21 protein-coding genes are annotated in these 21,526 nt (G+C 70.7%); 19 read left to right on the top strand and 2 right to left on the bottom strand.

Translation table 11 applies throughout. From position 1 onward, the window contains the following. Positions 1 to 58: 58 nt before the first annotated feature. Entirely contained in the window at positions 59 to 658 is a 600-nt protein-coding gene (locus tag ACIGW4_RS36805; protein WP_399585922.1) for a hypothetical protein, read from the top strand. 4 nt (positions 659 to 662) lie between these two features. Here ACIGW4_RS36805 and ACIGW4_RS36800 read toward each other — a convergent pair whose 3' ends face one another. Then, positions 663 to 974, bottom strand: coding sequence for a ferredoxin (locus ACIGW4_RS36800; protein WP_399585920.1), 312 nt, complete (start codon positions 972 to 974; stop codon positions 663 to 665). A 240-nt stretch (positions 975 to 1,214) separates the two neighbouring features. Here ACIGW4_RS36800 and arc point away from each other — a divergent pair, with 240 nt between their 5' ends. The 6 genes from arc (at position 1,215) to prcA (ending at position 7,293) form a co-directional block, all read left to right on the top strand. Then, the gene (gene arc / locus ACIGW4_RS36795; RefSeq protein WP_123450594.1) at positions 1,215 to 2,981 is read left to right on the top strand and encodes a proteasome ATPase; all 1,767 of its coding nucleotides are present in this window, start codon (positions 1,215 to 1,217) and stop codon (positions 2,979 to 2,981) included. Between the two features lie 181 nt (positions 2,982 to 3,162). Further along, complete coding sequence (dop, locus tag ACIGW4_RS36790) at positions 3,163 to 4,674, top strand: depupylase/deamidase Dop (protein WP_359591930.1); 1,512 nt, start codon at positions 3,163 to 3,165, stop codon at positions 4,672 to 4,674. Positions 4,675 to 4,834: 160 nt separating this feature from the next. After that, positions 4,835 to 5,047 carry a ubiquitin-like protein Pup gene (locus ACIGW4_RS36785; RefSeq protein WP_015032443.1) on the top strand — a complete coding sequence of 71 codons (213 nt, stop codon included), beginning with the start codon at positions 4,835 to 4,837 and terminating at the stop codon, positions 5,045 to 5,047. Between the two features lie 73 nt (positions 5,048 to 5,120). After that, the gene (locus ACIGW4_RS36780) at positions 5,121 to 5,696 is read left to right on the top strand and encodes an endonuclease VII domain-containing protein (RefSeq protein WP_399585937.1); all 576 of its coding nucleotides are present in this window, start codon (positions 5,121 to 5,123) and stop codon (positions 5,694 to 5,696) included. After that, the gene (prcB, locus tag ACIGW4_RS36775) at positions 5,648 to 6,487 is read left to right on the top strand and encodes a proteasome subunit beta (protein ID WP_123450586.1); all 840 of its coding nucleotides are present in this window, start codon (positions 5,648 to 5,650) and stop codon (positions 6,485 to 6,487) included. Before ACIGW4_RS36780 ends, prcB begins: the two co-directional genes overlap by 49 nt. 53 nt (positions 6,488 to 6,540) lie before the next feature. After that, entirely contained in the window at positions 6,541 to 7,293 is a 753-nt protein-coding gene (gene prcA / locus ACIGW4_RS36770) for a proteasome subunit alpha (RefSeq protein WP_123450585.1), read from the top strand. Positions 7,294 to 7,377: 84 nt separating this feature from the next. Here the strand turns inward: prcA and ACIGW4_RS36765 are convergent, their stop codons facing one another. Continuing rightward, complete coding sequence (locus tag ACIGW4_RS36765; RefSeq protein ID WP_359591934.1) at positions 7,378 to 8,394, bottom strand: LacI family DNA-binding transcriptional regulator; 1,017 nt, start codon at positions 8,392 to 8,394, stop codon at positions 7,378 to 7,380. A gap of 159 nt (positions 8,395 to 8,553) precedes the next feature. On the opposite strand from ACIGW4_RS36765, the gene ACIGW4_RS36760 reads away from it, so the two are divergent. The 12 genes from ACIGW4_RS36760 (at position 8,554) to ACIGW4_RS36705 (ending at position 21,521) form a co-directional block, all read left to right on the top strand. Further along, entirely contained in the window at positions 8,554 to 9,834 is a 1,281-nt protein-coding gene (locus ACIGW4_RS36760) for an MFS transporter (protein ID WP_123450581.1), read from the top strand. Between the two features lie 69 nt (positions 9,835 to 9,903). Next, positions 9,904 to 11,265, top strand: coding sequence for a Pup--protein ligase (gene pafA / locus ACIGW4_RS36755; RefSeq protein WP_030691901.1), 1,362 nt, complete (start codon positions 9,904 to 9,906; stop codon positions 11,263 to 11,265). Between the two features lie 118 nt (positions 11,266 to 11,383). Next, the gene (locus ACIGW4_RS36750; protein ID WP_123450579.1) at positions 11,384 to 12,325 is read left to right on the top strand and encodes an FKBP-type peptidyl-prolyl cis-trans isomerase; all 942 of its coding nucleotides are present in this window, start codon (positions 11,384 to 11,386) and stop codon (positions 12,323 to 12,325) included. A 58-nt stretch (positions 12,326 to 12,383) separates the two neighbouring features. Continuing rightward, positions 12,384 to 12,758, top strand: a complete 375-nt coding sequence (locus ACIGW4_RS36745; protein ID WP_398710705.1) for an FKBP-type peptidyl-prolyl cis-trans isomerase — start codon at positions 12,384 to 12,386, stop codon at positions 12,756 to 12,758. A gap of 154 nt (positions 12,759 to 12,912) precedes the next feature. Next, positions 12,913 to 13,869 carry a YafY family protein gene (locus ACIGW4_RS36740; protein ID WP_123450575.1) on the top strand — a complete coding sequence of 319 codons (957 nt, stop codon included), beginning with the start codon at positions 12,913 to 12,915 and terminating at the stop codon, positions 13,867 to 13,869. 16 nt (positions 13,870 to 13,885) lie between these two features. Further along, on the top strand, positions 13,886 to 14,839 hold the full coding sequence (locus tag ACIGW4_RS36735) for a YafY family protein (protein WP_123450573.1): 954 nt from the start codon (positions 13,886 to 13,888) through the stop codon (positions 14,837 to 14,839). An 89-nt stretch (positions 14,840 to 14,928) separates the two neighbouring features. After that, complete coding sequence (locus tag ACIGW4_RS36730; protein ID WP_123450571.1) at positions 14,929 to 15,192, top strand: hypothetical protein; 264 nt, start codon at positions 14,929 to 14,931, stop codon at positions 15,190 to 15,192. A 35-nt stretch (positions 15,193 to 15,227) separates the two neighbouring features. Continuing rightward, on the top strand, positions 15,228 to 15,425 hold the full coding sequence (locus tag ACIGW4_RS36725) for a hypothetical protein (protein WP_359591937.1): 198 nt from the start codon (positions 15,228 to 15,230) through the stop codon (positions 15,423 to 15,425). 185 nt (positions 15,426 to 15,610) lie between these two features. Continuing rightward, positions 15,611 to 15,898: a Sec-independent protein translocase subunit TatA gene (tatA, locus tag ACIGW4_RS36720; protein WP_359591939.1), complete on the top strand. Its 288-nt coding sequence runs from the start codon at positions 15,611 to 15,613 to the stop codon at positions 15,896 to 15,898. A gap of 105 nt (positions 15,899 to 16,003) precedes the next feature. Continuing rightward, the gene (gene tatC, locus ACIGW4_RS36715) at positions 16,004 to 16,906 is read left to right on the top strand and encodes a twin-arginine translocase subunit TatC (RefSeq protein WP_185094740.1); all 903 of its coding nucleotides are present in this window, start codon (positions 16,004 to 16,006) and stop codon (positions 16,904 to 16,906) included. A 194-nt stretch (positions 16,907 to 17,100) separates the two neighbouring features. Then, positions 17,101 to 19,929, top strand: a complete 2,829-nt coding sequence (locus ACIGW4_RS36710; protein ID WP_123450565.1) for an RNA helicase — start codon at positions 17,101 to 17,103, stop codon at positions 19,927 to 19,929. Positions 19,930 to 20,105: 176 nt separating this feature from the next. After that, positions 20,106 to 21,521, top strand: a complete 1,416-nt coding sequence (locus tag ACIGW4_RS36705) for a cytochrome P450 (protein ID WP_123450563.1) — start codon at positions 20,106 to 20,108, stop codon at positions 21,519 to 21,521. The last annotated feature ends 5 nt before the right edge of the window (positions 21,522 to 21,526 follow it).

Here is a 21,526-nt window from a genome sequence, read left to right as displayed (position 1 = left end):
TGACGTATGGCACGATGCCGGGAACCCCCGCCGCACCACCCCACAGGAGACGTCTCGCGTGCAGCACTCCGCCGCCCCGGACCTCGCGGACCTCACCCACACCCACGCCCGGCCGGCCCACTGGCTGGCCACCGCCACCGCGACCGCCGCGGTCGTCGCCCTCGCCGGATTGCTCCAGCCCGGCCCCGCCGGAGTCGGCACCGCCCCCGCCGGAGTCGGCACCGCCCCCGCCGCCGCCCCGCACCCGGCACCCGCCCCGGACGCCGCCGCGGTCTCCTACCCCCTGGAATGCGGGGGAGGCCCCCACACGGTCGCGAAACGGGTCTCCGGAGACCTCGACGGCGACGGGAACCCCGAGACCGTTGCGGTCGTGCACTGCGAAGCCGGCTCCGGCACCCCGCCGAGCGGCGTCTACGTCCTCACGCGCGGAAAGAAGAACGGCACCCCCGCGCGCGTGGTCGCCACCCTCGTCGCACCCGAGCAGCGCCGGAACGTCACCGAGCTCGCCGTACGCGACGGAGCCGTGCGCGCCACCCTGCTCGGCTACTCGTCCCCCGACGTGCCCAGCTGCTGCCCCGACGAGAAGGAGCAGGTCAGCTGGCGCTGGCGGGGCGGCGCCTTCGTCCGCGGCGACCAGGCCGACGCACTCGGCGTCTGAGCCGTCACTCGGCGTCGGGGCCGTACACCTCGACCTTGTCCGCGACCCGGCGCACATGGATGCAGTCGCCCGGGCACTCCTTCGCGGAGTCCACCACGTCCTGGAGCAGCGGCAGCGGCACCGGCGTGGCGGCCCCCGGGTCCTGGAGCAGCTCGTCGTCGGCGCTCTTCACATAAGCGAGCCCGTCGATGTCGAGCTCGAAGACCTCGGGGGCGTACTGCGCACAGATCCCGTCACCGGTGCACAGGTCCTGGTCGATCCAGACCTCCAGCGCCTCCTCGGCACCCGTCGCCGGGGCCTCGTGCTGCACGGTCATATCTCCTGCCGTTTCTGCTTCGCGCGATAAGTCGGGCCACCCCTGACGGGTGTTGACCGGTAACGACGATACAACCGCCCGCTTTCAGACGGTGAAGGGTGGGTATTCCCCTGGCGAGAGGGGAAGCGCAAGGGTGAAGATCGGACACACCCCGGAGTCTTTTTGATCTAGGGGTTTCAATCACCACCCACGCAGGTAGGGTCAGGAAGCGTCCAGCTCCCCTTGGAGGAGGTGAGGACCGTGGCAGCCCACGACGACGACATCAACCGCGGCATCCGGCCGGGGCGGGGGTCTGAAGACCCCGCCGGTCAGGTTGCCTATCTCGAGCAGGAAATCGCCGTCCTGCGCCGCAAGCTCGCCGACTCTCCGCGTCACACGAGGATTCTCGAAGAGCGGATCGTCGAGCTGCAGAGCAACCTGGCCGGCGTGTCCGCGCAGAACGAACGACTCGCGAACACGCTCCGTGAGGCCCGCGACCAGATCGTGGCCCTCAAGGAGGAGGTCGACCGGCTCGCACAGCCGCCGGCCGGCTTCGGTGTCTTCCTGCAGGCCAACGAGGACGGCACGTGCGACATCTTCACCGGCGGCCGCAAGCTCCGGGTGAACGTCAGCCCGAGCATCGAGCTCGAAGAGCTCAAGCGCGGCCAGGAAGTCATGCTCAACGAAGCGCTCAACGTGGTCGAGGCCATGGAGTTCGAGCGCGCCGGGGACATCGTCACCCTCAAGGAGATCCTTGAGGACGGCGAGCGCGCCCTGGTGGTGGGGCACACCGACGAGGAGCGGGTGGTGAGGCTCGCCGAGCCTCTGCTGGACGTCACCATCCGCGCCGGCGACGCCCTGCTGCTCGACCCCAGGTCCGGCTACGTCTACGAGGTGGTCCCCAAGAGCGAGGTCGAAGAGCTCGTTCTGGAAGAGGTCCCGGACGTCGACTACGACAAGATCGGCGGTCTGGGCAACCAGATCGAACTGATCCGCGACGCGGTCGAGCTCCCGTACCTCTACCCGGACCTCTTCAAGGAGCACGAACTGCGGCCGCCCAAGGGCATCCTGCTCTACGGCCCGCCCGGCTGCGGCAAGACGCTGATCGCGAAGGCCGTGGCCAACTCCCTGGCCAAGAAGGTCGCCGAGGTGACCGGTCAGCCCGCGGGGAAGTCCTACTTCCTCAACATCAAGGGCCCCGAGCTCCTCAACAAGTACGTCGGTGAGACCGAGCGGCACATCCGCCTCGTCTTCCAGCGTGCCCGGGAGAAGGCGAGCGAGGGCACCCCCGTGATCGTCTTCTTCGACGAGATGGAATCCCTCTTCCGCACCCGCGGCTCCGGTGTCAGCTCGGACGTGGAGAACACCATCGTCCCGCAGCTGCTCGCCGAGATCGACGGCGTGGAGGGCCTGGAGAACGTCATCGTCATCGGCGCCTCCAACCGCGAGGACATGATCGACCCCGCGATCCTGCGGCCCGGCCGGCTCGACGTCAAGATCAAGATCGAGCGTCCGGACGCGGAGGCCGCGAAGGACATCTTCGCGAAGTACCTCACGGCCAACCTGCCGCTCCACGCGGACGACATCTCCGAGCACAGCGGCTCGAAGGCCGCCGCCGCCCACGGAATGATCCAGTCCGTCGTCGAGCAGATGTACGCGGAATCCGAGGAGAACCGCTTCCTCGAAGTCACGTACGCCAACGGCGACAAGGAAGTCCTGTACTTCAAGGACTTCAACTCCGGCGCGATGATCCAGAACATCGTCGACCGGGCCAAGAAGATGGCCATCAAGGCCTTCCTCGACCACAACCAGAAGGGCATCCGGGTCTCCCACCTCCTCCAGGCGTGCGTGGACGAGTTCAAGGAGAACGAGGACCTGCCCAACACCACCAACCCCGACGACTGGGCCCGGATCTCCGGAAAGAAGGGCGAGCGGATCGTGTTCATCCGCACACTCGTCACCGGAAAGCAGGGCGCGGACACCGGACGCTCCATCGACACGGTGGCCAATACCGGCCAGTACCTGTAAAACGCCCACCGGCTGCGGATGTCCGGAAACCGGGCATCCGCAGCCGTCGCATTCCATCCAGCATTTCCCCGGCACCGCAGGGAAATAGCGCAACCGATCTCCCCACCAGCGCGGAGCCGTTCTAGGCTCATCGGTACCGCCGAGTCGCGCACCGTGAGCGCCGCCGGGCAAGGAGGGCCGCATGACCGTACGGCGAGTAATGGGCATCGAGACGGAGTACGGGATCTCCGTCCCGGGACACCCGAACGCCAATGCCATGCTCACCTCGTCCCAGATCGTCAACGCCTACGCGGCGGCGATGCACCGGGCGCGCCGCGCCCGCTGGGACTTCGAGGAGGAGAACCCGCTGCGGGACGCCCGCGGCTTCGACCTCGCCCGCGAGGCCGCCGACTCCAGCCAGCTCACCGACGAGGACATCGGCCTGGCCAACGTGATCCTCACCAACGGGGCCCGCCTCTACGTGGACCACGCCCACCCCGAGTACAGCGCGCCCGAGGTCACCAACCCGCGCGACGCCGTCCTCTGGGACAAGGCCGGCGAGCGGATCATGGCCGAGGCGGCCGAGCGCGCCGCCCAGCTCCCCGGGGCCCAGCCCATCCACCTCTACAAGAACAACACCGACAACAAGGGCGCGTCCTACGGCACGCACGAGAACTACCTGATGAAGCGGGAGACCCCCTTCTCGGACATCGTGCGCCACCTCACGCCCTTCTTCGTCTCCCGCCAGGTCGTCACCGGCGCGGGACGGGTGGGCATCGGCCAGGACGGCCGGGAGAACGGCTTCCAGCTCAGCCAGCGGGCCGACTACTTCGAGGTCGAGGTGGGCCTGGAGACCACCCTCAAGCGGCCCATCATCAACACCAGGGACGAGCCGCACGCCGACGCCGAGAAGTACCGCCGCCTGCACGTGATCATCGGCGACGCGAACCTCTCGGAGATCTCCACCTACCTCAAGCTCGGCACCACCTCCCTCGTCCTCTCGATGATCGAGGACGGCTTCATCACGGTCGACCTCGCCGTCGACCAGCCGGTCCGCACCCTGCACCAGGTCTCGCACGACCCGTCGCTCCAGTACCTGATCACGCTCCGCAGCGGCCGGACCCTGACCGCGGTCCAGCTCCAGATGGAGTACTTCGAGCTGGCCAGGAAGTACGTGGAGGAGCGCTACGGCTCCGACGCGGACGAGCAGACCATGGACGTCCTCGCACGCTGGGAGGACACCCTGGGGCGCCTGGAGACCGACCCGATGAGCCTCGCCGGCGAGCTGGACTGGGTCGCCAAGCGGGAGCTCATGGAGGGCTACCGGCGCCGTGACGGCCTGGACTGGGACGCGGCCCGGCTGCACCTGGTGGACCTCCAGTACGCGGACGTACGCCCCGACAAGGGCCTCTACAACCGCCTGGTGGCCCGCGGGCGCATGAAGCGGCTCCTGGACGAGGCCGAGGTGGAACGGGCGGAGACGGCGCCTCCGGAGGACACCAGGGCCTATTTCCGGGGCCGCTGCCTGGAGCAGTACGCCGACGACGTCGCCGCGGCCTCCTGGGACTCGGTGATCTTCGACCTGCCCGGCCGGGACTCCCTCCAGCGCGTGCCGACCCTGGAGCCGCTGCGCGGCACCAAGGCCCACGTGAAGTCACTGCTGGACCGCTGCCGGACCGCGGAGGAACTCGTCCGCGTCCTGTCCGGCGGCTGAACAGGGGGCCCGGTACGGGCCTGAAATACCCCGGCACTGGGAATCATGGAATCAGTGCCCGGGCGTTGTGGAAACTGCGGGGCCGAAGTCAGACCCGACCTATAGGGTCTGATCTTGTACGGACTCAACCGAGCGGGCCGATTCGAGCGGGGTGAGGGATATGGCGACCAAGGACACCGGCGGCGGACAGCAGAAGGCGACGCGATCCACGGAGGAGGTCGAGGAGACCACCACCGAGGCGAGCTCCGACCTCAAGGAACGCCAGGAGAAGCTGAGCGACGACGTGGACTCCGTCCTGGACGAGATCGACGACGTCTTGGAAGAGAATGCCGAGGATTTCGTGCGGTCGTTCGTGCAAAAGGGTGGCGAGTGAGGCTCGCTGAGGCCATTTTACCTTCAGATCGAAGGTAGGTGGGGGGCTCGTGGTCAATCCGGTGCCGCAAGGCATGAAGCGGTGCTCTCGTTGTCGGCGAGTCCAGCCTCATGGCGCATTCGCGGGTAACCGCGCGATGCGGGACGGATTACAGGCGTACTGCCGGGAGTGTCAGGCAGCGCATTACAAGGCGCGCCAGGAAGCGGCCGGGCGGACGGTACGGGTCAAGGTGCCCGTGCCGTCCGGGCACAAGCGGTGTCCTCAGTGCGGAGAGGTCAAACCCCACTCCGACTGGGAACCGAACAGGGCCAGTTCGGACGGTTGGTCCAGCTATTGCCGGGAGTGTCGGGCGCAGCGCAATCGGGCCAGCTACTTCAAGCGCAAGTACGGCATCACCGAAGCCGAGCGCGACCAGATGATCGCCGCCCAGGGTGGTGTCTGCTTGATCTGCCGGGAAGGTCCGGCGGAACATGTGGATCACGATCATGGGACGGGTAAGGTCCGAGGCGTACTGTGCTTCGGCTGCAACGCGGCGCTGGGGCAGTTCAAGGATCGGCCGGATGTCATAAGGCGTGCGGCCGCGTACGTGGAAGGAAACCTGTGGAACCCAACACTCGTAGCACAGGGCGTCTGCCGGCGGCCTTCCTGACGCCGGGCTCGTCCTCGTTCATGGATTTCCTGGCCGATCACTCGCCGGAGCTGCTCCCGGGGAACCGGAAGCTGCCCGAGGGGATCGTCGAGGCCCCGCACGGCACCACCATCGTGGCCGCGACGTTCCCGGGGGGCGTCGTGCTCGCCGGTGACCGCCGGGCCACCATGGGGAACATGATCGCGCAGCGGGACATCGAGAAGGTGTTCCCGGCCGACGAGTACTCGGCCGTCGGCATCGCCGGCACCGCCGGCCTCGCCGTGGAGATGGTCAAGCTGTTCCAGCTGGAGCTGGAGCACTTCGAGAAGGTGGAGGGCGCGACGCTCTCCCTGGAGGGCAAGGCGAACCGTCTCTCCACCATGATCCGGGGCAACCTGGGCATGGCCATGCAGGGGCTCGCCGTCGTGCCGCTCTTCGCGGGCTGGGACGAGGGCAAGGAGAAGGGCCGGATCTTCTCGTACGACGTGACCGGCGGCCGCTCCGAGGAGCACGGCTTCGCCGCCACCGGCTCCGGCTCGATCTTCGCGCGCGGCTCGATGAAGAAGCTGTACCGCGCCGACCTGACCGAGGAGCAGGCCACCACGCTGGTGGTGCAGGCGCTCTACGACGCGGCGGACGACGACTCGGCGACCGGTGGTCCCGACCTGGCCCGCCGGATCTTCCCGATCGTCACCGTCATCACGGAGGAGGGTTTCCGCAGGCTCAGCGAGGCGGAGTCCTCCGAGCTGGCCCGGTCGATCACCGAGCGGCGCCTGGAGCAGCCCGACGGGCCGCGTGCCGCACTGCTCTGACCGTTTCGTCGCCCGTAGAAGCCCTTCAGACCGGAAGAAAGGGACGGTAGCCGGTGTCCACGCCGTTCTATGTCTCACCCCAGCAGGCCATGGCCGACCGGGCCGAGTACGCCCGCAAGGGCATCGCCCGCGGCCGCAGCCTGGTCGTCCTCCAGTACACCGACGGCATCGTCTTCGTCGGTGAGAACCCGTCCCGTGCCCTGCACAAGTTCAGCGAGATCTACGACCGGATCGGCTTCGCCGCCGCCGGCAAGTACAACGAGTACGAGAACCTCCGCATCGGCGGTGTGCGCTACGCCGACCTGCGGGGCTACACCTACGACCGGGACGACGTCACCGCGCGCGGCCTGGCCAACGTCTACGCCCAGACCCTGGGCACGATCTTCTCCAGCGCGGGGGAGAAGCCGTACGAGGTGGAGCTGGTCGTCGCCGAGGTGGGTTCCGAGCCGGAGGGCGACCAGATCTACCGGCTGCCGCACGACGGCTCGATCGTGGACGAGCACGGCTCGGTCGCGGTCGGCGGGAACGCGGAGCAGATCAGCTCCTTCCTGGACCAGCGGCACCGGGACGGCATGTCGCTGGCCGAGGCCCTGAAGCTGGCCGTGCAGGCCCTGTCGCGGGACACCAACGGCACCGAGCGGGAGATCCCCGCGGAGCGCCTGGAGGTGGCGGTGCTCGACCGCACGCGTCCGCAGCAGCGCAAGTTCAAGCGGATCGTCGGCCGTCAGCTGTCGCGCCTCCTGGAGGCGGACAACGCGGCGGCGGCGAAGACGGACGAGCCCTCGGACGAGGCGCCCGAGGAGTAGTCGCGGCTCTACGACGGAGGGGCCCCGGTCCGGGTGGACCGGGGCCCCTCCGTCGTTTCCGGGACCGGGCGCCGGTTTCCGGGCTCAGACGGCCGGTGCGGGGCCCGTGGAGCCGCGCGGGACCAGGTCGACGGGCAGGGCGACGGGTTCGGGCCGTTCGCCCGCGAGGACGGCGATGAGCGCTTCCATGCCCCGGCGGCCGAATTCCTCGGCGGGCAGCCGGACCGTGGTCAGTTCGGGCTCCAGCACGGTCGCCAGGGCCATGTCGTCGAAGCCGGTGACCGAGAGGTCCTCGGGAACCCGCAGGCCGAGCCGGCGCGCGGCCTTGCAGACGCCGGCCGCGAGGATGTCGTCGTCGCAGATCACCGCCGTGGGCCGGGTGCCGGGAGCGGCGAGGGCCAGGCCGGCGGCCTCCCGGGCGTCCGCGACGTTCAGGGCCGAGCGCACGGTGCGCACGTCCGCGCCGCGCAGGGCGCGGGCGAGGACCTCGGCCCGTACGTCGAAGGTCCAGGAGGGCGCGGCGGAGGCCAGGTGCAGGAAGCGGCGGTGGCCCAGTTCGAGGAGGTGGTCGGTCACCCGTCGCATGCCGTCGGCGACGTCGAGGTTCACGTGTGCGGAGGCGCCGGGGTCGGCCGGGTCGCTGTCGAGCATGACGAGGGGCAGGTCGGTGCCCCGGAAGGCCTTGAGGGCGTCGGCGGCCATGGAGGAGGCGATGACGCCGTCCAGGGCGGCCTGGGCCGAGGCGAAGGGGTCGCGGGCGGGGCCGACGCCGTCGGGGGAGGGGTAGAGGACGACGCCGAAGCCGTGCCGCGCGGCGGCGAGGGCGGCGCCGGTGTGGACGTGGGCGAAGAACTCGTTGGTGAGGGCGGGGACGACGAGCATGGCGGTGCGGGTCCGGCCGAGCCGCAGGTTGCGGGCGGCGAGGTTGGGACGGTAGCCCAGCTCGTGGGCGGCGAGGCGGACCGACTCGGCGGTGCGCTCGGAGACCCGGCCGCGCCACTTCTCGCCGAGCACCAGGGAGACGGTGGCCTGGGAGACGCCCGCGGCCCGGGCCACGTCCCTGCTGGTCGGGCGGGCGCCGGAGGGCTCGGGGGACTGCACGGATGGCCTCCGCGTGGGACGGTGGTCGGGGGGCGGGGCGCGGGCGGGCCCGCGGCCTGGGGGGTGCGGGGTGGACCCGCGTCACGCCGTCATGGTACGTATGACTCAGGACGTTATACGTAAAACCTCGGCGTGGTTCCGAGGTGACGGGAGAGTGACATGGCCACCGAGGCCCCCGCGCACGGCGGCTACCTGGACATACTCCGGGCGCCGCACGCCGCCCGGCTCCTCGCCGGAACCCTCGTCGGGCGCCTGCCCAACGGCACCGGCCCCATCGCCATGACCCTGTTCGTCCGGGACCAGGGCGGCAGCTACACCCTGGCCGGCGGACTGATCGCGGCCTACGGCGTCTCCAACGCCGTCGGGCAGCCGCTCCTCGGCCGCGCCGTCGATCTCAAGGGCCAGCCCCGCGTCCAGCTGCCCGCCGCCGTCCTCTCGGCGCTCGGCATGGCCCTCTTCGCCCTCACCGGCATCGGCCACCTGGCCCTCGCCTACGCGGCCGTCGTGGTCGCCGGGCTCTTCACCCCGCCCCTGGAGGGCGGCCTGCGCGCCCTCTGGCCGAGCGTCCTCGGCCGCGAGGACCGGGTCCACCGGGCGTACGCCCTGGACGCCGTCGCCCAGGAGGTCATGTTCACCGTGGGCCCGCTCCTGGTGACCCTCCTGGTCGCCCTGTGGTCGCCCGCCGCCGCCCTCCTCGTCATCAACGTCCTGGGCATCCTCGGCGCCCTCGCCGTCGTCCTCTCCGAGCCCTCCCGCGCCTGGCGCTCCGCCCCCCGCGAGGCCCACTGGCTGGGGGCCCTGCGCTCGCCCGGGCTCCTCGCCCTCCTCGGCTCGTTCTTCTTCGTCGGCCTCGCCCTCGGCTCCATCACCGTCGCCGCCGTGGCCTACGCCGACGACCGGGGCACGCCGTCCGTGTACGGCTGGCTGATGGCCGCCCTCGGCCTCGGCGCCCTGGCGGGCGGCGTCCTCTACGGCGCCCGGCGATGGGCCGGGGCGCCCGAGCGGCGGCTGCGGGTCCTCGTGGCCCTCCTGGCGCTCTGCTACCTGCCGCTCATGCTCACCCCCGGCCCCGTCGCCATGACCGGCCTCTCGGTGCTCTCCGGGGTCTTCCTCGCCCCCGTCCTCGCCTGCGCCTTCATCGTGGTCGACCGGCACGCCCCGCGCGGCACGGTCACCGAGGCCTTCTCCTGGCTCGTCACCACCTTCGGCGTCGGCGCGGCCCTGGGCTCCGCCGTCGCGGGACCGGCGGTCGAACTGGCCGGAACGGCGGCCGGGTTCGCCGTGGCCGGCGCGGGCGGCCTCGTCGCGCTGCTCGTCCTGCTCGCCACCGGCCGCGTCCTCACCGTCCCCGACACGCCCGGCGGCGCCGGTGCCGACGCGCGACACGCCGACGGAGAGGCGGCTCCCCTCGCCGTACACGCCGAAAAGAACACGCACTGATCGGAAAATGATCGAAACGGGGGCGTCCAACCCGGTTTCAGCGCACGCCGTCAGGCGTAATGTTCAGACATGGACCGCCGCATTTTCGGGCTGGAGAACGAGTACGGCGTCACGTGCACGTTCAGGGGACAGCGCCGACTGTCTCCTGACGAAGTGGCGCGCTACCTCTTCCGCCGTGTCGTGTCATGGGGCCGCAGCAGCAATGTCTTCCTGCGGAACGGCGCCCGCCTGTACCTGGACGTGGGCTCGCATCCGGAATACGCAACACCGGAATGCGACAACGTGACCGAACTGGTCACCCACGACAAGGCGGGCGAGCGCATTCTCGAGGGCCTGCTCGTCGACGCCGAACGCCGCCTGCACGAGGAGGGAATCGCGGGCGACGTCTACCTCTTCAAGAACAACACCGACTCGGCCGGAAACTCCTACGGCTGCCACGAGAACTACCTCGTCGCCCGTCACGGTGAGTTCTCCCGGCTCGCGGACATCCTCATTCCCTTCCTCGTGACGCGGCAGCTCATCTGCGGCGCGGGAAAGGTCCTCCAGACCCCGCGCGGCGCGGTCTACTGCGTCTCCCAGCGCGCCGAGCACATCTGGGAGGGCGTCAGCTCGGCCACCACCCGCTCGCGCCCCATCATCAACACCAGGGACGAGCCGCACGCCGACGCCGAGCGCTACCGCCGGCTGCACGTCATCGTCGGCGACTCCAACATGTCCGAGACGACCATGCTGCTCAAGGTCGGTGCCACCGACCTGGTGCTCCGCATGATCGAGGCGGGCACGGTGATGCGCGACCTGACCCTGGAGAACCCCATCCGGGCCATCCGCGAGGTCAGCCACGACATCACCGGACAGCGCAAGGTCCGCCTCGCCAGCGGCCGCGAGGCCTCCGCCCTGGAGGTCCAGCGCGAGTACTACGAGAAGGCCGTGGACTTCGTCGACCGCCGGGGCATCCGCGCCGGCACGGTCGCCCAGGTCCTGGAGCTGTGGGGCCGTACGCTCGACGCGATCGAGAGCGAGCAGCTCGACCGGATCGAGACCGAGATCGACTGGGTCATGAAGTACAAGCTCATCGAGCGGTACCGGGCCAAGCACAACATGACCATGTCGAACCCGAGGGTCGCGCAGATAGACCTCGCCTACCACGACATCCACCGTCGTCGCGGGCTGTACTACCTGCTCCAGAAGAACGGCCAGGCGGCCCGGATCTGCAACGACCTGAAGATCTTCGAGGGCAAGTCGGTGCCCCCGCAGACCACTCGGGCCCGGCTGCGCGGCGACTTCATCCGCCGCGCGCAGGAGCAGCGGCGGGACTTCACCGTCGACTGGGTCCACCTCAAGCTCAACGACCAGGCACAGCGCACGGTGTTGTGCAAGGACCCGTTCCGCTCCGTCGACGACCGGGTGGAAAAGCTGATCGCCGGGATGTAGGACGGGTCGTACCGACCGGCAGGGCCCCGCACGTTCGGCGTGCGGGGCCCTCGACGTGACAGGAGGAGCGCCTAGAGTGTCGGCACCACTACCGTGCCGTCTGAGATCTGAGGAACACGTGCGCCGACTTGCCGGCCTTCTCGTCGTCCCGCTGCTGCTGCTCTCCACAGCGGCCTGCGGCAGCGACGACAAGGGCTCCGATTCCGCCTCGATGAAGAACGGACTGCCCGCCATCACCGCGGGTGAGAAGTTCGGGGAGAAGCCGACCCTCTCCAAGGGCGAGGGCGACCCGCCCAAGGAACTGAAGGTCAACGTCATCAGCGAGGGCAAGGGCGCGGTGACGAAGAAGGGCGACGCGCTCCAGGTGAACTACCTGGGCCAGGCCTGGGACTCCGACAAGCCCTTCGACAACAGCTTCGACCGCGGTCAGCCCTTCGACCTCACACTGGGCGCCGGTCAGGTCATCAAGGGCTGGGACCAGGGCCTGGAGGGCCAGAAGGTCGGCAGCCGCATCGAGATCGGCATCCCGCCGGAGCTCGGTTACGGTGAGGCGGGCTCGCCGCCGAGCATCAAGCCCAACGCCACCCTCGTCTTCGTCGTGGACATCCTGAAGGCCGTGACGATCCCGAAGTCCGCCACGGGCACCGAGGTCGCCCAGGACGACAAGGACCTGCCGAAGGTCGGCACGAACACCGACGGCAAGGCCCCCTCGCTGACGATCCCGAAGACCGACCCGCCGACCAAGCTCGTCTCGAACTACGTGCTCGAGTCCAAGGGCGAGGCGGTCAAGGCCACCGACACGATCGTCGTGAACTACGTCGCCGCCCTGTGGAAGGACGGCAAGGTCTTCGACTCGACCTACACCACGGGCAAGCCCCAGAACTTCCCGCTCGCGAACCTGACGCTGAAGGGCCTCAAGGACGGCCTCGTCGGCAAGAAGGTCGGCAGCCGCGTCCTGATCGTCGCCCCGCCGTCGGAGGCGTTCGGCGACAAGGAGCAGCAGGGCATCCCGAAGAACTCCACGCTGGTCTTCGCCGTGGACATCCTGACGAAGATGTAAGACTGTCCCGTTCGCGCGGATCGTCATCGCGCAGTTCATCGGTTTGAGGAGCAGTTCAGTGAGCATCGAGAAGCCCGAGGTCGACTTCCCGGGCGGCGAGCCGCCGAAGGACCTGGAGATCAAGGACATCTGGGAGGGCGACGGCGAGGTCGCCAAGGCCGGCCACCTCGCCCAGGTCCACTACGTGGGCGTGGCCTTCTCCACCGGCGAGGAGTTCGACGCCTCCTGGAACCGCGGCACCCCGCTCGAGTTCAAGCTCGGCGCCGGCCAGGTCATCTCCGGCTGGGACCAGGGCATCCAGGGCATGAAGGTCGGCGGCCGCCGCCAGCTGACGATCCCCGCCCACCTCGCCTACGGCGACCGTGGCGCCGGCGGCAAGATCGCGCCGGGCGAGACGCTGATCTTCGTCTGCGACCTCGTGGCCGTGAAGTAACGCCGACCGGTCCAGGCCGGTCCAGACCGGTCCGGGCCGGTCCGAGGGCCCCCGCCGTCCACGGCGGGGGCCCTCGGCTTTGGTCCCGACACCCCGGGGCGGTACGGTCGGACGTCCGAGAAGTGGAACCGGCGGAAGAGGGTGCAGGGCGTCGATGGCGATTGCCAAGTCCGAGCGGCTGATGAATCTCGCGCTGTGTCTGCTCGGGACGCGCCGTCCGCTGAGCAAGCGAGAGCTCCGCGGCTCCATCGAGGCCTACCTCGAAGCGAGCAGTGACGAGGCCTTCAACCGCATGTTCGAGCGGGACAAGGACGACCTCCGCGAGCTCGGCCTGGTCATCGAGACCGTCGAGAACCTGGAGGGCGAGACCGGCTACCTGGCCCGCCGCGACTCCAACCGGCTGCCGCCGATCACCCTCGACGCCGAGGAGGCCGCCGCGCTCGGCCTCGCCGCCAAGGTGTGGCAGCAGGCCCGGCTCGCCGGAGCCGCCAGTGGCGCCCTCCAGAAGCTCCGCGCTGCCGGCATGCCCGAGGCCGAGGACTCGTACGAGACCCAGCCCAGCGCCCTCGAACCGCGCATCCCGGTCCACGAGGCCGCCTTCGAGCCGCTCATGCTGGCCTGCCGCGACCGCCGGCCCGTCGTCTTCGACTACCGCAAGGCCAACGCCGCCCGCCCCGAGACCCGCCACGTCGAGCCCTGGACCCTGGAGTGCTGGCGCGGCCACTGGTACCTGGCCGGCTGGGACCGCGACCGGGGCGCCGAGCGCGTCTTCCGGCTCTCCCGCATCACCGGCAAGGTCCGCTCCCGCGCCGGCGCCTTCACCGCGCCCGTCCCCGACGTCGTGACCGTCCGGGAGACCGTCGAGAGCTGGGCCGGCGAGACCGCCACCCGCTCCGCCCGGATCCGGCTGCGCGCCGGCTGCGGCTACCCGCTGCGGGCCCGCGCCCAGGCCGTGACCGAGGGTGACGACGGCTGGGACGAGCTGGAGATCCCGTACGGGCACGGGCTCGACGCCTGGCTCGTCGAGTTCGGCCCCGACGTGGTCGTGCTGGAGCCCGCCGATCTGCGGGCCGACGTGGTGGAACGGCTGCGCGCCGTGGCCAAGGGCTGAGGGGGAGACGTACCGCATGGCTGCCAACGCGATCGACCAGACGAGGCGGATGCTCTCGCTCGTCACCTACCTCCGCGAGCGCCCCGGCGCCCACGTCGCCGACGTGGCGCGCGCCTTCGGGATCACCGAGGACGAGCTGATCTCCGACCTGGACGTGCTGCCCATGTGCGGCACCAGCTTCCGGGGCGGCGACCTCCTGGACATCGACACCGACGGCGACCGGATCTGGTGGCACAACCCGGACGACGTGGCCGCGCCGCTGCGGCTCGCCGCCGACGAGGCGACCGCGCTGCTCGTCGCCGCCCGGGCCGTCGCCACCCTGCCGGGGCTCCGGGAGGGCGACCGGGACGCCCTGCTGCGCGCCACGGCCAAGCTGGAGGCGGCGGCCGGCGAGGCCGCCGGGGCGAGCGCCCGGCTCTCGGTGACCTTCGAGTCCGAGGGCGGGGTCTTCGCCGAGGTCGACCGGGCCATCTCGGAGCGCAGGCGCCTGTGGGTGCGGTACTACTCGCCCGCGCGCGACGAGCTCACCGAGCGCGAGGTGGACCCGATCCGGCTCTTCGCCGTCGGCCACACCTACATGGAGGCGTGGTGCCGGCTCTCCGAGGCGCGCCGCACCTTCCGGCTCGACCGGGTCGTGGAGATCCGGATCCTCGACGAGCACGCGGCGCCGCCGGAGCTGGAGCTGCGCGACCTCTCCGAGGGCCTGGTCCACCCGTCGGCCGACGACCCGGAGGTCGTGGTCGAGGTGGGGCCCGGCGGGCGCTGGGTCGCCGAGTACTACCCGCACGACCGGGCCGAGGAGCTGCCGGACGGCGGGCTGCGGATCACACTGCGGACGCCGGACCCGGCCTCGCTGCGCAGGCTGGCGCTGCGGCTCGGCAGCGACGGGCGGATCGTCGCGCCGGCGGAGCTGGCCGACAGCGCGAGGACGGCGGCGGCCGCCGCGCTCGCCGCGTACGAGGGTGTGTGAGGTCGCCGGTCGCAGGGGTGTCCGCGGGGGCGTGTGACGTTCCCCGCGCCCGGGACGCTGTTACTGACGTGATGCCAGAGTCGAGAGAGATGAGGGAGATGTCCGTGATGCACGGTTTTGCGGCGTCCATGGCCCCGGTCCTCTTCAAGGCCGCCTGCCCCGACTGCCGCTCGCGCTTCGAACTCTCCGCGAGCGCCCTGCGCCTCGCCATCGGGGCGAGCCGCCGCACCACCTTCTACTCCTTCACCTGCCCCGAGTGCGGCAGCTCCGTCCGCAAGCCCGCGGGCGAGCGCATCGTCGAACTCCTCACCGGCGGCGGCGTCCGCACCCTGCGCCTCCACACCACCGTCTGAACGACCCGCACCCGCCCAAGGTCTAGGCTCAGCACATGTTCTGGCCCATGCTCGCCATCGCCCTCGGCTTCCTCGGCATCGCCGTCCTCGGCGTCCTCGCCGTCAAGGTGTTCCTGGAGGTCCAGCGCCTCGGCCGTCAAGTGGCCCACACCACACACCGGATCCAGCAGGCCGCCGAAGAACTCGAGACCGCCGCCGTCGGACTCGCCCGAACCGGTGAGACGCTCCGCTGAATCCCCGTCCCGCGCTGCGGGAAGCGTTCCCGGTCGCGGTCGGGGGGACGCAATCGGGAGTACGCAGGGGCATTGCCCCGCGTTTACTCCTGCGGGTTACGATCGCAGACAGCGCGGTGGCCGGACGCCTGTCCGACCCGCCGGGCACGTACTCCCTGTCGCCTCGGTGAAGAAGGTAAACAGCTATGGGTAGGCTCGGCCCCACCGAGATCATTCTCATCCTCGTCGTCGTCATCCTGCTGTTCGGCGCCAAGAAGCTCCCGGACATGGCGCGCTCGCTGGGCAAGTCGGCCCGCATCCTCAAGAGCGAGGCCAAGGCGATGAAGGCGGACGACCAGCAGAGCGCCCCCGCCGAGCCCCCGCACGCCGGCACCGGCACGCAGGAGCCCGCCCCGCGCACCATCCAGGCCGCTCCCGGCGACGTGACCAGCGCGCGTCCCGTGACCGAGCCCTCGGACACCACCAAGCGCTGACCCGGTCCGCCGCGGCCGCCGCACCGGGCGGCGGCCTGCCGCACGAGATGAGGACGTGGGTTGCCCAAGTCTGCCCGCAAGCAGGAGAAGGATCCCGAGGGCCGGATGCCCCTCGTGGAGCACCTGCGTGAACTCCGCAACCGCCTGGCGAAGGGTCTCCTGGCCATCGCGGCGGTGACGATCGTGGCCCTCGTGTACAGCGAGGAGCTCATGCAGTTCCTGACGAGGTCGGTGCCCACCTGCGCACCGCACGTCACCAGTAACGGCGGCAACTGCGCGATCGTCTCCTTCAACACGCTGATGGCCCCCTTCAGCACGACGATCCAGCTGTCCCTGACCACGGGCCTGGTCGTCGCCAGCCCCGTCTGGCTGTACCAGCTGTGGGCCTTCGTCGCGCCCGGCCTGCACAAGAACGAGAAGAAGTACACGTACGCGTTCGTGGGCGCGGCCGTGCCGCTGTTCGCCGCCGGCGCCTACCTGGCGTACCTCATCCTGCCCGTCAGCGTGAAGGTCCTCATCAGCCTCACGCCCGAGGGCTCCGCGAACATCCTCTCGCTCGGCGACGTCCTCGACTTCACCCTGCGCATGGTGCTCGTCTTCGGCCTCGCCTTCGAGCTCCCGCTGGTGCTGGTGATGCTCAACCTCACCGGCGTCCTGTCCGGCCGGCGGATGGCCGGCTGGTGGCGCGGCGTGATCATGGGCGTCTTCGTCTTCGGCGCCGTCATCACCCCCACCACCGACCCGGTCGGCATGCTCGCCCTGGCCGGGCCCATCACCGTCCTGTACTTCGGGGCCGTCGGGTTCTCCCTCCTCAACGACCGCCGGCGCCGGCGCAACAACCCCGACGCCGAGCTCGACGACGACGAGGCCTCCTCGCTCGACCTCACCCCCGAGGCCGTCGGGACCGTCGAACCCGTGGGCGCGGTCCGCGCCCTGCCCGAGCAGGCCACCGGGGAGCACGGCGGTGCGGGCACGCACCGGCTCAACGGCTACGACGACATCACCTGATCCCGACCCCATCCTTGTCGGCTCTCCCCCCGGGCTCCGTCCGGGGGGAGAGCCGTGTCCGGCGGCCTCACCGCCTTCGTCGATCCCGCCGCCGGCCGCGGCGCCCGCGCCGCGCCCCCCGGAGCCGAGCCTTCCGCATCCCCTCGGTAAAGATCGCGTCACTGTCACAGGTGACGGGTAGGCTCGACAGCAAGATGACAGAGGACCTCACACCAGCCGAGGCGTACGCGGCCGCCCGCGCCCGCAACGCCGAGCGGCGCACCGCACTGGCGCCCTTCCGCGAGCTGTACGACTTCGATCTGGACCCCTTCCAGATCGAGGCGTGCCGGGCTCTCGAAGCGGGAAAGGGCGTGCTCGTCGCCGCGCCCACGGGCTCCGGCAAGACCATCGTGGGCGAGTTCGCCGTCCACCTCGCCCTCACCCAGGGCCGCAAGTGCTTCTACACGACCCCCATCAAGGCGCTGTCGAACCAGAAGTACGCCGACCTCGTCAAGCGGTACGGCCCCGACAAGGTCGGCCTGCTCACCGGCGACAACAGCGTGAACGGCGACGCCCCGATCGTCGTCATGACCACCGAAGTCCTCCGCAACATGCTCTACGCGGGGTCCCAGGCCCTCTCCGGCCTCGGATACGTCGTGATGGACGAGGTCCACTACCTCTCCGACCGCTTCCGCGGCGCCGTCTGGGAGGAAGTGATCATCCACCTCCCCGAGTCCGTCACCCTCGTCTCGCTCTCCGCGACCGTGTCCAACGCCGAGGAGTTCGGCGACTGGCTCGACACCGTCCGCGGCGACACCGAGGTCATCGTCTCGGAGAGCCGCCCCGTCCCCCTCTGGCAGCACGTCCTCGCCGGACGCCGGATGTACGACCTCTTCGAGGAGGAGACCGACCACGGCGGCCGCGGCGCGTCCCGGCGCGAGGTCAACCCCGACCTCCTCCGCCTCGCCCGCACCGAGAACACGCGCACGTACAACCCGCGCGACCGGCGGCGCGGCAAGATGGTCCGCGAGGCCGACCGCGAGCGCGAGCGCCGCCAGCGCTCCCGGATCTGGACGCCCGGCCGGCCCGAGGTCATCGAGCGCCTCGACGCCGAGGGCCTCCTGCCCGCGATCACCTTCATCTTCAGCCGCGCCGGCTGCGAGGCCGCCGTCCAGCAGTGCCTCTACGCCGGCCTGAGGCTCAACGACGACGAGGGACGGCAGCGCGTCCGCGAGATCGTCGAGGCGCGCACCGCCGCCATCCCCGGCGAGGACCTGCACGTCCTCGGGTACTACGAGTGGCTCGAAGCCCTGGAGCGGGGCATCGCCGCCCACCACGCCGGCATGCTCCCGACCTTCAAGGAGGTCGTCGAGGAGCTCTTCGTCCGCGGCCTCGTCAAGGCCGTCTTCGCCACCGAGACCCTCGCCCTCGGCATCAACATGCCCGCGCGCTCCGTCGTCCTGGAGAAGCTCGTCAAGTGGAACGGCGAGCAGCACGCGGACATCACCCCCGGCGAGTACACCCAGCTCACCGGCCGGGCCGGCCGCCGCGGCATCGACGTCGAGGGCCACGCCGTCGTGCTCTGGCAGCGCGGCCTCGACCCCGACCACCTCGCCGGCCTCGCCGGCACGCGCACGTACCCCCTGCGCTCCAGCTTCAGGCCCTCGTACAACATGGCGGTCAACCTCGTCGACCAGTTCGGCCGGCACCGCTCGCGCGAGCTGCTCGAGACGTCCTTCGCCCAGTTCCAGGCCGACCGCTCCGTCGTGGGCATCTCGCGCCAGGTCCAGCGGAACGAGGAGGGGCTCCAGGGCTACCGCGAGGGCATGACCTGCCACCTCGGGGACTTCGAGGAGTACGCGCGGCTCCGCCGCGACCTCAAGGACCGCGAGACCGAGCTGGCCCGGCAGGGCGCCGCCCAGCGCCGCGCCCAGGCCGCCAGCTCCCTGGAGAAGCTCAAGCCCGGCGACGTCATCCACGTCCCCACCGGCAAGTTCGCGGGCCTCGCCCTCGTCCTCGACCCCGGCATCCCGGCCGGCCGCACCAACGGCCACCGCGGCTTCGAGCACCACGACGGGCCGCGCCCCCTCGTCCTCACCGCCGAGCGGCAGGTCAAGAGGCTCGCCTCCATCGACTTCCCGGTGCCGGTCGAGGCGCTGGAGCGCATGAGGATCCCCAAGTCCTTCAACCCGCGCTCCCCGCAGTCCCGCCGCGACCTCGCCTCCGCCCTGCGGAGCAAGGCCGGGCACATCAACCCCGAGCGCCACCACAGGCAGCGCTCCGCCGCGGCCGACGACCGCGAGATCGCCCGGCTGCGCACCGCCATCCGCGCGCACCCCTGCCACGGCTGCGACGAGCGCGAGGACCACGCCCGCTGGGCCGAGCGCTACTACCGCCTCCAGCGCGACACCCAGCAGCTGGAGCGGCGCATCGAGGGGCGCACCAACACCATCGCCCGCACCTTCGACCGGATCGTCGCGCTCCTCACCGAGCTCGACTACCTGCGCGGCAACGAGGTCACGGACAACGGCAAGCGGCTCGCCCGGCTCTACGGCGAGCTCGACCTGCTGGCGAGCGAATGCCTCCGCGACCGCGTCTGGGAGGGCCTCGACCCGGCCGAACTCGCCGCCTGCGTCTCGGCGCTGGTGTTCGAGGCGCGGCAGGCCGACGACGCCGTCGCGCCCAAGCTGCCCACGGGCAAGGCGAAGGTGGCGCTCGGCGAGATGGTCCGGATCTGGGGCCGGCTGGACGCCCTCGAAGAGGAGTTCAAGATCAACCAGGCGGAGGGGGTCGGACAGCGCGAACCCGACCTCGGCTTCGCCTGGGCCGCCTATCAGTGGGCCTCCGAGAAGAGCCTCGACGAGGTGCTCCGCGAGGCGGAGATGCCCGCGGGCGACTTCGTCCGCTGGTGCAAGCAGGTGATCGACGTCCTCGGTCAGATCGCCGCGGCGGCGCCCAAGGAGAACAGCACGGTCGCCAAGAACGCCCGCAAGGCCGTGGACAAGCTGCTGCGCGGGGTCGTCGCCTACAGCTCGGTGGGCTGACGGGCTGACGGTTCGGTGGTTCTCGAAGGGGCCCGTGGCGTGCGCGCCACGGGCCCCTTCGGCATGTCGCCGGCAGAGGTCGCCCACAGGCGGTTGTCCACAGGGGTGGCGTGCGGGGGGCCCTTCCGCTTGCATGGACTCGCAAGCAGGAAAGGCCAGTTGGGGAGGGGACGCACATGACCACGCGAGCCGGTCAGCCGCATGCCGGGACACGGGACGAGGAACGGCCGGCGGGGGAAGAGGCCCCGGCGGAAGCCCCGGTCGTCGTCGAGGGGCCGCGAGGCGTGCCCTTCCTCGGGAACCTGCCGGCCTTCGGCAAGAACCCGCTCGCCTTCTTCGAGGAGCTCCGGAGCCGTGGCGACTTCGTCCGCTGGCGCTTCGGCGGCAAGCCCTCGCTCTTCATCGCGCACCCCGACGCGGTCGGTGAACTCCTCACCGAGGTCGAGCGCACCTTCGACCAGCCCGACCTCGGCATCGCCTTCCGTACGCTCCTCGGCGACGGCGTCATCGTCTCCAAGGGCGCGGACTGGCGGCGCAAGCGGTCCCTGGTGCAGCCCTCCGTCCGTCCGAAGCAGGTCCGTTCCTACGCGGCGACGATGAGCGAGTGCGCCGTCGCCCTCGCCGACCGGTGGAGCGACGGGCAGCGGGTCGACGTCAGGAAGGAGATGGCCGCCCTCACCCAACTCGTCGCCGTCCGCACCATCTTCGGCGTCGACACGGCGGCCGACGCCGAGGTCATCGGCCGGGCCATGGACGTCGCGCAGAAGGAGATCGGGGCCGAGTTCAGCGGCATCGGAGCGGTCCTGCCCGACTGGGTCCCCACCCCCGGCCGCGCCCGGATCAAGCGGGCCACGGCCGTCATCGACGCGGAGGTCTCCCGCGTCGTGTCCCAGCACCGCGACGGCGGGGGCGAACGCCCCGATCTGCTCAGCCGACTGCTCGCCGCCCGGGACGAGACCGGTGCGTCCCTCTCCGACCAGGAGATCCGGGACGAGACCGTCACCCTCTACATCGGCGGTCACGAGACCACGAGCTCCACCCTCGTCTGGGCCTGGTACCTGCTCTCCCGCAACCCCCGGGTCCGCGAGGCCCTCACGGAGGAACTCGACCGGGTCCTCGCCGACCACGAGCCCGGCTACGACGACTACGCCTCCCTGACGTACACCCAGGCGGTCATCAAGGAGACCCTCCGGCTGTACCCCACGATCTGGCTGATCACCGGCCTGGCCAAGGAGGGCGCCACCCTCGGCGGCATGCCCGTGCCCGCCGGCACCCGCGTCTGGTCCAGCCAGTGGGCGACCCACCGCGACCCCCGCTGGTACGGCGACGCCGAGGCCTTCCGTCCCGAGCGGTGGACCGACGGGGACGGCGAACCCGCCGAGGAGATACCCGAGTACGCCTGGTTCCCCTTCGGCGGAGGCCCCCGCGTCTGCCTCGGCACCCGTTTCGCCCTCGTCGAGGCGGTCCTCGTCCTCGCGGTCCTGGCCCGCCGCTACCACCTGGACGTCACGGCACCTGAAATCCTCCCGGTCCCGAGCCTCACCCTCCAGCCGGACCGCGACGTCCTGGCCACGGTACGCGCGCGGGGCTGAGGCGC

It is taken from the genome of Streptomyces sp. NPDC053513 (assembly GCF_044544765.1).
Classification (GTDB): Bacteria; Actinomycetota; Actinomycetes; order Streptomycetales; family Streptomycetaceae; genus Streptomyces; species Streptomyces litmocidini.
Note: the sequence above shows the minus strand (reverse complement) of the source record. Positions and strands in the feature narration are given on the sequence as shown.